The organism is Propionicimonas sp. (genome assembly GCF_047606205.1).
Classification (GTDB): Bacteria; Actinomycetota; Actinomycetes; order Propionibacteriales; family Propionibacteriaceae; genus Propionicimonas.
The window spans coordinates 1-7,919 of sequence record NZ_JASGES010000209.1 but is presented as its reverse complement, the minus strand read 5'-3'; the positions used below and the strand labels follow the sequence as shown (position 1 = coordinate 7,919).

At 73.0% G+C, this 7,919-nt stretch carries 7 protein-coding genes; 2 read left to right on the top strand and 5 right to left on the bottom strand.

Translation table 11 applies throughout. The features are described from left to right. From QM633_RS13100 to mraZ, 5 genes are all read right to left on the bottom strand, one after another. On the bottom strand, positions 1-1,359 hold a 1,359-nt coding region (locus QM633_RS13100; protein ID WP_415154208.1), incomplete at its 3' end, for a Mur ligase family protein. A gap of 6 nt (positions 1,360-1,365) precedes the next feature. Next, positions 1,366-3,333 (bottom strand): peptidoglycan D,D-transpeptidase FtsI family protein, encoded by a 1,968-nt coding sequence (locus QM633_RS13095; RefSeq protein ID WP_415154207.1) that lies wholly within the window; start codon positions 3,331-3,333, stop codon positions 1,366-1,368. Next, entirely contained in the window at positions 3,330-3,968 is a 639-nt protein-coding gene (locus QM633_RS13090) for a hypothetical protein (RefSeq protein WP_415154206.1), read from the bottom strand. Before QM633_RS13090 ends, QM633_RS13095 begins: the two co-directional genes overlap by 4 nt. Positions 3,969-4,026: 58 nt before the next feature. Continuing rightward, positions 4,027-5,001, bottom strand: a complete 975-nt coding sequence (gene rsmH / locus QM633_RS13085) for a 16S rRNA (cytosine(1402)-N(4))-methyltransferase RsmH (protein ID WP_415154205.1) — start codon at positions 4,999-5,001, stop codon at positions 4,027-4,029. 155 nt (positions 5,002-5,156) lie between these two features. Then, entirely contained in the window at positions 5,157-5,585 is a 429-nt protein-coding gene (gene mraZ, locus QM633_RS13080; RefSeq protein ID WP_415154204.1) for a division/cell wall cluster transcriptional repressor MraZ, read from the bottom strand. Positions 5,586-5,749: 164 nt separating this feature from the next. On the opposite strand from mraZ, the gene QM633_RS13075 reads away from it, so the two are divergent. Together QM633_RS13075 and QM633_RS13070 are read left to right on the top strand one after the other, a co-directional pair. Beyond that, positions 5,750-6,718, top strand: coding sequence for an AAA family ATPase (locus tag QM633_RS13075; protein ID WP_415154203.1), 969 nt, complete (start codon positions 5,750-5,752; stop codon positions 6,716-6,718). Position 6,719: 1 nt separating this feature from the next. Next, on the top strand, positions 6,720-7,919 hold a 1,200-nt coding region (locus QM633_RS13070; protein WP_415154202.1), incomplete at its 3' end, for a DUF58 domain-containing protein.

Genomic DNA, 7,919 nt, shown 5'->3' with positions numbered 1-7,919 from the left:
CGCCTCGGCCCGTGGCCCGCCGTCGACCACCTCCGCGCCGGACTCCTCCGCCGCCGCGCGGGCGCCCGCGAGCACCTGTGCCCTGATCGCCTCCGGCGGCTCGCTGCGCGGGTTGTCGTCGGTCACGACGACGACCGAGGCCGAGGCCGCCGCCGCCGCGCCCATCGGGCCGCGCTTGGCCTGGTCGCGATCCCCCCCGCAGCCGAGCACCGCGATCCGGCGGCCGGGGGGCAGTGCGCTGAGCGCTGCGGACACCGCCTCCGGCGTGTGCGCGAAGTCGACCACGACCCCCGGAGCGCCCGGACCCAGGTCGACCCGCTGCATGCGGCCGGGCACGAAGGCGGACGCGAACCCCGGCAACGCGCGGTCGAGGTCGACCCCGGCGACGTCGAGCATCGCGACGGCGGTGGCGGCGTTGGCGAGGTTGAACCCGCCCAGCAGGCCGAGCGCGAACCCGCGCTCGCCCTCCGGCGTGGACAGCCGGACCAGGGTGGTCCCGTCGGCGGCCACCTCACCGGCCAGCGGTCGGTAGTCCCCCGCCGCTCCGGTCGTGACCAGCCGGGTCGAGCCCGCCTCGCGCAGTTCGGCGGCCAGCCGCCGGCCCCACTCGTCGTCGGTGTTCACGACCGCGGCCCGGCAGCGGCCGTCCCGGAACAGGCTCGCCTTGGCCTGGAAGTAGGCCTCCTGCGTCACGTGGAAGTCGAGGTGGTCGCGGCCGAGGTTGGTGAAGGCGGCCACGTCGAAGGTGAGCCCGTCGACCCGGTGCAGCGCGAGCGCGTGGGAGGAGACCTCCATCGCCACCGCGTCAGCCCCCTGTTCGACCATCAGCGCCAGCAGCGCCTGCAGGTCGGGCGACTCCGGCGTGGTGACCGTGGTCCGTGGCGAGGCCAGCGTCCGGCCCGCCAGCGTGAAGCCGATCGTCCCGATCGTGCCGACCGTGTGACCGGCGGCCCTCAACCCTGCGCCAACCAGGCACATCGTGCTGGTCTTGCCCACCGTGCCGGTCACCCCGAACAGGCGGGCCCGCTCGGCGGGGCGGCCGTAGACCTGCACGGCGATGCCGGCCATCTCGCCGCGCGGATCGTCCACCACCACGACCGGCACGGCGATCCCGGAGAGGTGTTCCAGCCCCGAGGGGTCGGTCAGGACGGCCGCGGCACCCGCGGCCTCCGCCTGGCCGGCGAACCGTGCCCCGTGGGTGACCTGACCGGGCAGTGCCACGTACAGGTCGCCCGGCTGCACGGACCGGGAGTCGAGGCTGACCCCGGTCACCGTGACGGCCGGCGCCTGCGGCAGCACGGCCGACAGCAGCGTCCCTGGGGTGGCGGACGGCCGGAGCACCGCGGGGGTCGTCGACATGGGCGGCTACTTTATCTTCTTGTCCGGAGACACCGGCAGGTGCGGCACCTTGCCCGTGTTCTGCGGGACCCCGTAGCGGGCCAGCGCGACCGACATGGCGTCCTGGACGGCGGGGCCCGCGACCGAACCGCCCGCCGAACCGCGCAGGGGGCTGTCGACCACCACGTAGACCAGGACCTGGGGGTCCTGCACCGGCGCGACGCTGATCGCCGAGGTGACCAGGCCGCGGAAGCAGTTGCAGCTGGTGTCGAACTTCTTCGACGTGCCGGTCTTGGCTCCCACGCGGTAGCCCTCGACGTCGAAGGTGTGGCTCGTGCTGGCCTGCGCCATCGTCTCCATCATCCCCACGACGCTGTTCGCCGTCTCGGTGGACACGACCCGGTGCGGGTCGGCCGTCTTCTGCTCCTGGACCGTGCCGTCGGCCAGCGTGGTCGACCTGATCAGTTTCAGGGGGAGGTAGACCCCGCCGTTGGCGACCGCCCCGATCGCGGCGGCCTCCTGCAGCATGGTCACCGACACCGCGCTGCCGCCGAAGGCGAGGCCGTCCCGCGAGTAGTCGGGCATGTTCGCGGCGGGGAGCACGCCGGTCGACTCGCCGGGCAGGCCGACACCGGTCTTCTGGCCGAGGCCGAAGCTGGTGTAGTAGTCGTGCAACGCAGCCTTGTCGGCCTTGCGCGACAGCAGGATCGTGCCGATGTTCGACGACTTGGCCAGGACGCCGCGGGTGTACAGCTTGATCGTGCCGTGCCCCTCCGCGTCGGTGATGTACTGGTCGCCCGACTTCACCCGGCTCGGCACCGTCACCACCGAGGAGGGCGACGTCAGCCCCATGTCGATCAGGGCGGAGAGGGTCAGCACCTTCTGCACGCTGCCGGGGGTGTAGGGGTCGGTCGCGGCGCGCGCGGGCACGTTCTCCTGGTCCGCGGCGCCACCGTCGTTGGGGTCGAAGCTCGGGTACTGGGCGAGCGCGAGCACCTCGCCGGTCTTGACGTTGGTGACGATGGCCGTCGCCCGCGTCGCGTTGCTCTGCCGCACCCGGTCACCGAGGATCTGCTCGAGCTGCCACTGCATGCCGGAGTCGATGGTGAGCTGGACCGCCTGGCCGTTCACCGGTTCGACGAGCGCGCTGTCGCCGAGCGGGATCTTTCCGTTCGGCGAGGTCTCGTAGGCCTCCTTGCCGTCCTTTCCGGCGAGGATCGAGTTCAGCGAGAACTCCAGGCCGGACGCGCCGGTCCCGTCGTTCTTCAGGAAGCCGAGGACGTTTGCGGCCAGCACGCCGTTCGGGTAGACGCGGGTGGGCTGGCTGGTCGCGGAGAGCCCGACCAGCTTCTGCGCACTCATCGCGGTGCTGATCTGCCGGTACGTCGCCGCGGTCACCTTCTCCTTGATCACCTGGACGGACTCGCCGGCGCCGACGACGGTCAGCTTCGGCAGGTAGTCCTCGGCCGCCCCGCCGAGGTACTGGGCGAGGATGGCGGCGATCCTGCCCGGCGCCGCCGCGGCGGCGACCTTGTCCGACTCGGTCATCTCCGCGCTGCCGCGTCCGTTGGTGCGGATCATCTTGTCGTCGGCCATGATCTTCACGGTGTCCTCGGTCTGGGCGAGGACGTCGCCGTTGCGGTCGCTGATGGTGCCGCGGAAGGCCGGCAGCACCTCGCTGACCGTCATCTGGTCGGCCGCCTCGGCCGCGACGTTGCTCGCGTCGATCGCCTGCACCTGCACGGCCCGGCCGGCGGCGAGGGAGAAGACGATCCCGATCACGATCAGCAGGGCGCGCAGCCGTCCGGTCGAGCGGGCCAGGGGCAGCGCGACCCGACGGCGACGCTTCCGCTTCGGTGCCGCCGTGGCCGCGGGCCTCGGCTTCGCCGCCGCCCTGGCGGTGGCTGCGTCCTTCCGGGAAGGCTGGGCTGCACCCTTCCGCTTTCCCTTCGGGGCGGGGGCGGGAGCGAAGAAGCGGTCCAGGGGCCGGCTCATGGTCGCTTCCCCTTCTTCGCCGTTTCCGCGGCCTTCTTCTCCGCAGCCGCCTTCTTCTCCGCAGCCGCCTTCTTCTCCGCAGCCGCCTTCTTCCGGGCGGCTTCCTCGGCCTTCTTCTTTCGCTCCTGCGCCTGGGCCTTGAGCTTCGCCTGACGTTCGGCCTCCGCCTTGGCGAGGGCCTCGCGCTGGGCCTGGGCCTGCTCGGGCGTCAGGTAGCGCACGGAAGGGATCTCGCCCCCCGTCACCGCCCGCGCCGTGCCGATCACCGACCCGTCCGGCACCACCAGTTGCGCGCCGTAGGGGTTCGGCTTCATGCCGAGCTTCTGGGCGGCCACGGCCAGGCTCTGCACCGAGCGTGCCTGCGCCGCCTGCGCCTCGAGCTCGGCGAGCTGGTCGGCGAGCTGTTCCGCCTCGCTCTGCCTGGCCTCGACGGTGAAGGCCTGGTCCTGCAGCGCCGTGGTGAGCACGAGCAGGCCGACCATGCCGAGGGCGAGGACCAGCGCCACCACACCGACGAACGGCACGGTGGCCATCCGCCGGCGCGCCGGGGGCACCGGGCGCAGCTGCGGCCGCGGTGAGCCGGTCTCGGGGCGGGCTCGGCCGCGTTCGGGACGGGGCGCCAGCTGGGCGGTCACCTCGGCCCTCCGGAGAGTCGTTCGGGCACACGCAGCGGAGAAGAGCTTCGTGGGGTACTCATCCGGACTCCTCCTGGTTACGGCTGATCGCGCGCAGCCGGGCCGAGGCGGACCTCGGGTTGGCTGCGACCTCCGCGGGGCCGGGACGCTCGGCGCCGCGGGTGAGCAGGGAGAACTTCGCGCGGTAGGCGTCCGGGACGGCGGGGACACCCACCGGGACGCGGTCGGTGGTGGCGGCGGCGAAGGCCTGCTTGACCAGGCGATCCTCGCCGGAGTGGTACGCCAGCACGGCCAGTCTGCCGCCGGGAGCGAGCGCGGCGAGCGCGGCAGGCAGGACGCCCCCCAACGACTCCAGCTCTGCGTTCACGACGATCCGCAACGCCTGGAAGGTCCGCTTGGCCGGGTGGCCGCCGGTGTTCCGCACCGCCGCCGGCACCGCATCAGCGATCACCCGGACCAGCCGGGCCGATGTCGTGAAGGGCTCCTCCGCGCGCGCCGTGACGATCCGGTCCGCGATCCGACGGGCGTTGCGCTCCTCGCCGTAGGTGCGCAGGATCCTGGCGATCTCGCCGGCCGGCCAGGTGTTCACAATGGTGGCGGCGGTCAGCCCTGCGCCCGGGTCCATCCGCATGTCCAGGGGTGCGTCCACCGCATAGGCGAACCCCCGATCGCGCTCGTCGATCTGGAGCGACGACAGGCCGAGGTCGAGGCAGATCGCCTGGACGGCGCGGAGCCCGGCCTCGGCGAGGACCTCGGGAAGCTCGTGGTAGATCGCGTGGAACAGCCGGACCCGGTCGCCGAACCGGGCCAGGCGCTCTCCCGCGATCGCCAGGGCCGCGGGATCGCGGTCGATGCCCACCAGCTGCGCGTTCGGGCAGGCGTCGAGCACCAGCGCCGCGTGGCCGCCCAGGCCGAGCGTGCCATCGACGTAGGTGGACCCGGGAGCAGCCAGGGCGGGCGCGAGCACCTCGACGATGCGTCCCGCCAGCACGGGCACGTGGGTGGCCCCGGCGCTCCCGCCCGCAGATCCCATGCTCGACCCTCGTCCGCCCGTCGTCCCTGTCAACCGTTCGGCTCGTGCGCCGTGGTTCCCGTCCGCATTGCTCGGTTCCTGGCACCGGGGAAGGTGCGCCAGGGACCGGCGACGCGGACGGGAGCCGCAACCGCACGAGCCGGTGCCGGGAGCGTTCAGCCCACGGCGGGTGTTCCCTCGTCGAGGCCGGCGAAGGCCTCCTCCTGCGCTGCCTGGTAGTCCGCCCAGGTGGTCGCGTCCCACACCTCGAGGCGGTTGAACGCCCCGATCACGACGATCTCCTTGCCGAGGCCCGCGTAGGCCCTCAGCGGCGGCGGGACGGTGACCCGTCCCTGGCTGTCCGGCAGTTCGTCCGAGGCGCCCGAGGCCACCATGCGCTGGTAGTCCCGCACCCCGCGGACCGTGGTGGGACCACTCGCGCTGTTCGCCACCTCGGCCATGAAGGCCTCGGTCGGCCAGATGGCCAGGCAACGGTCCTGCGCGCGGGTGATGACGAGCCCTGCGGCCAACTGCTCACGGAATTTCGCGGGCAGGAAGAACCGGCCTTTCTCGTCGAGCTTGGGGGTGTAGGTGCCCAGGAACACGGGTCCACTCCCCCTTCACTCTCCTCCACTTAGCGCCACAGTACTCCACTTTCCTCCACTGAACACCCCTTCGACGGGGTTTTCGCCCCACCGGCAGGTGAACGCATCGCTCCCACGCCGCGACCGGGGCACCTAGAGTGGAGCGCCAGGGAGGGGAGGACAGCGTGGACGCCGACCGGGAGCGGGAGATCGCCGACGTGCTCGCACTGGCGCAGGCGGTCAGGGGAGCCGTCGCGACCGTGATCGAGGGCAAGGCGGAGGCGGTGGACCTCGCGATCACCGCGGTGCTCGCCGAAGGCCACCTCCTGATCGAGGACGTGCCGGGGGTCGGCAAGACCATGCTCGCCAAGTCGCTGGCCCGGGCCATCGACTGCACGGTGCGCCGCGTCCAGTTCACGCCGGACCTGCTGCCCAGCGACATCACCGGCGTCTCGGTCTACAACCAGGCTTCCGGCTCGTTCGACTTCAAGCCGGGCGGCATCTTCGCCAATCTCGTGATCGGGGACGAGATCAACCGGGCCTCCCCGAAGACGCAGTCCGCGCTGCTCGAGGCCATGGAGGAACGGCGGGTCTCCGTCGACGGCACCTCCCACGACCTGCCCAGGCCGTTCCTGGTGATCGCGACCCAGAACCCGATCGAGATGGAGGGCACCTATCCCCTGCCGGAGGCCCAGCGGGACCGGTTCCTGCTCCGGATCTCGATGGGCTACCCCAGCGCGGACGCCGAAGTGGCCATGCTCGACCACCACGGGGAGGGCGACCCGCTCGAACCGCTCCGCCCCGCCACCGACGCCGCGGCGGTGATGCGAGCGGTCACCTCCGTGCGCAAGGTCTTCGTGCACCCTGCCGTCAAGCAGTACCTGGTCGCGATCCTGGACCAGACCCGTACGCTGCCCCAGACCCGCCTGGGCGCCTCCCCCCGCGCCGGCCTGCAGCTGCTGAGGGCGGCCAAGGCGAGGGCGGCGATGGACGGCCGCCCCTACGTGATCCCCGACGACGTGGCGGACCTCGCCGTCCCCACGCTCGCGCACCGGGTCCTGCTGAACACTCCTTCGGTGCTCTCCGGGCAGAGCCCCGCCGACCTCGTCCGCTCGGCGGTCCGTGCCGTGCCCGTCCCGACCGGTCGCCGCTGACATGAACCTGACCGCCCGTGGCTGGACCGTCCTGGGCGGCGGGGTCGCCTGGTGCGTGGTCGCGCTGGCGAACGGCCAGCGCGACCTGTGGTGGCCGGGACTGTTCCTCGTGCTGCTTCCGCTGGTCAGCCGGCTCCTGCTCGTGCCCGGCTCCGGCGGGCTGACCGTCACGCGGCGGCTGGGCCCCGACCGGGTCAGCGTCGGCGAGCCGGTGCAGGTCCACCTCGTCCTCGACCCCCGCGGGATCAGCGTGGGCGGCGTGGCGAAGGTGCGCGACCGGCTGCCCGAGGCGCTGGGCGCGGCCCGCTGGTTCGGCAGCGCCATGGGGCTGGGCCTGTGGCAGCAGTCGATCAGCTACGAGGTACGGCCACGGTGGCGCGGGCGGCACCGGATCGGGCCGCTCGATCGCACCGTCGCCGATGGGCTCGGCCTCGCCCGCTCCACCCAGACCATCCCCGGCCAGTCCGAGCTGCTGGTCACGCCGAGGGTCGAGCCGCTGGTCAACCTGCGTGGCGCCTCGGGGGTGGGCCTTGCCACCGACACCAGCCTGCTCCGGACCGGCCTCGGCAGTGCGGACGACGTCCTGGTCCGCGAGTACCAGCAGGGCGACGACGTCCGGCGGATCCACTGGCGCTCGACGGCCCACGCCGGGCAGCTCATGGTGCGCCGGGAGGAACGCTCGTGGGACCCGAGCGCGACGATCGTGATCGACAACCGCTCTCGCGGGTACTCCACCCGGGTCCACGACGAACGGCTCGAGTGGGGAGTGTCGGCAGCGGCCTCCATCGCGATCCACCTCCTGGCCGACGGCTTCGACCTGAGCCTCGTCGGCGCGGACGGCCACCTCGTCGCGCCGCACCGCGTGGGCACCGGACGCGAGTCCATGGTGCTCGAGCACCTGGCCGACCTCGGCCTGGACCGCGCCACGACGCTCAGGAACGCGCTGGCCGCGACCAGCAGGGGCGCGGAGGGGCAGTTGCTGGTCGCCATCCTGAGCCGTGTCGACACGGGGGACGCCCGCGCCCTCGCCGAGGCGGCGCGGGCCGGCCGGACCTGCTGGGCCCTGCTGCTGGCGAGCTCGACACAGCTGGACGCCGCCCAGGCCGCGACCGTCCGCGACGCCGGCTGGACCTGCGTCGTCGCCGGGCCCGGCACCCCGGTCGCGGACGCGTGGCGCCAGCTCGGCAGGGAGGGCACCCGG